Origin of the sequence: Kitasatospora sp. NPDC057512, from assembly GCF_042802135.1 — a bacterium.
In the GTDB taxonomy this organism is placed as follows: Bacteria; Actinomycetota; Actinomycetes; order Streptomycetales; family Streptomycetaceae; genus Kitasatospora.
This window is the reverse complement of sequence record NZ_JBHVET010001106.1, coordinates 1-1903: the sequence shown is the minus strand read 5'-3', so window position 1 is coordinate 1903 and position 1903 is coordinate 1. Positions and strand designations below refer to the sequence as shown.

Below are 1903 nucleotides of genomic sequence, written 5' to 3'. Positions count from 1 at the left end.
GTCCATCGTCGCAGGTCAGAAGGGCTCTCCACGACACGGGGGCGTTGCGCGTCCCGGCCCGGGCCGGTCACGCCGCCTGGCAGGCGGGGCACCAGAAGAGGTTGCGGGCGGCGTGCTCCTCCGTCCGCACGTCGGTGCCGCAGACCAGGCAGGGCATGGCGGCCCGCCGGTAGACGTACACCTCGCCGCCGTGGTCGTCCACCCGGGGCGGGCGGCCCATCGCCTCGGGGGTGTGCTCGGGACGGACGGTGTCGATCCGGCCGGCGGTGACGCCCTCGCGCATCAGGGCGACCAGGTCGGCCCAGATCGCGTCCCACTCCCGGCGGGTGAGGTCGCGCCCGGCCCGGTGCGGGTCGATGCCGTGGCGGAACAGCACCTCGGCCCGGTAGACGTTGCCCACCCCGGCCAGCACCTTCTGGTCCATCAGCAGCGCCGCCACGGTCGTCCGGCTGCCCGATATCCGGCGCCAGGCGGCCTCCGGGTCGGCGTCGGCGCGCAGCGGGTCGGGGCCGAGGCGGGCGGCGACGGCGGCCTTCTGGTCGTCCGTGACGAGCGCGCAGGTGTTGGGCCCGCGCAGGTCCGCGTAGCCGTCCTCGTTCTCCAGCCGCAGCCGGACCAGCCCGACCGGCGCGGGCGCCGGGCCGGTGCCGAAGGTGAAGCCGCCGTAGAGGCCCAGGTGGACGTGCACCCAGGCGCCCTCCTCGAAGCCGAGGAAGAGGTGCTTGCCGGTGGCCTCCGCGCCGGTGAGCAGCTGCCCGTCGATCACCTTGGCCTCGTCGGCGAACCGGCCCTGCGGGCTGGAGACCCGCACCGGGCGGCCGCCGAAGGCCTCGCGGTTCTCGGCGGCGAGGCGGTGGATGATGTGGCCTTCGGGCACGGGCGTCAGCTCCTCCGGGCTCTGCGACTGGACCCGTCCATCATCGCAGCCGGCACCGACAGCCCCGTGCCGCCGCAGGTCAGCGGACCGGGACGCCCATCAGCCGGGCCAGGATGACGCGGTCCAGCTCGGCGGCCGTCCCGGCGACGTCCAGGGCGGAGTTGTCGATGATCGGCAGCCCGGAGTTGTACCAGCCGGCCATCCGCCCGTGGATGCGGGCCACCTCCTCGTCCCCGAGCCGGCGGTTGCCGCTGCGCCGGGCGTTGCGGCGCAGCACCGAGTCCAGGCTGGGCAGCAGCACGACCGGGATCATGCCGGGGCCGATGTGCCGCTTCCAGCCGCCGAGGCCGATCGCCGGGCGGTCCGGGAAGACCGCGTCGTCGATGATGCAGGAGATGCCGTTGGCCAGGTAGTTGCGGCAGGCGAAGCCGCAGGTGCGGCGGGCCAGCCGGTACTGCGCCTCGGAGGCGTTGTTCCAGCCGGACTGCGGGTTGGCGAAGCCGGCCTGCACCCACTCGCGGACGTCGTCCAGGCTGATGTGCGCGGTCGGGGTGGGCCGCCGCTCGGCCCAGTGGCGGGCGACGGTGGTCTTGCCGGCCCCGGCCGGTCCGATCAGCAGGACGGCTATCGGCCCGGTGGCCGCGTGCTGCCGCGGCGGGTGGACGGGCAGTTGGACGGGTGCGCCGGACGGCAGCACGAAGTGCCCGGTGCCCCCGGCGGGCACGGACGGCGCGCTCGGCACCGGTGCGGCCGCGGGGGCCGGAGCCGGGTGGGCGGGAGCCGGGTGGGCGGCGGGCCCCGGACCGGTCGGCCCGGGGGTGCCGGGCGCCGCGGGCGCAGCCCGGCCCGGCGGCGGCGACGGCGGCGACTGCGGGGAGAGCGGCTGCGCCCCCGATGACGTCCCCCGCGTTCCGCCCCCCGGCGGCACCGGCGGGGCGACGGGACGCGGCGGGACCTGCCCGCCTCCGGTGTACTGCGTCACGGCACCTCCCGACACTTCTCAGCGGGGACACTACACGGCGGCCC

The 1903-nt window shown here is 76.6% G+C and carries 2 protein-coding genes; both read right to left on the bottom strand.

The annotated features are described in order from the left end of the window. Positions 1–67 precede the first annotated feature (67 nt). A complete protein-coding gene (locus ACFU6K_RS38070; RefSeq protein WP_380671105.1) occupies positions 68–877 on the bottom strand; it encodes an Fpg/Nei family DNA glycosylase in 810 nt (269 codons plus the stop codon). 79 nt (positions 878–956) lie between these two features. Then, the gene (locus tag ACFU6K_RS38065) at positions 957–1859 is read right to left on the bottom strand and encodes an AAA family ATPase (RefSeq protein ID WP_380671103.1); all 903 of its coding nucleotides are present in this window, start codon (positions 1857–1859) and stop codon (positions 957–959) included. Between the last annotated feature and the right edge of the window lie 44 nt (positions 1860–1903).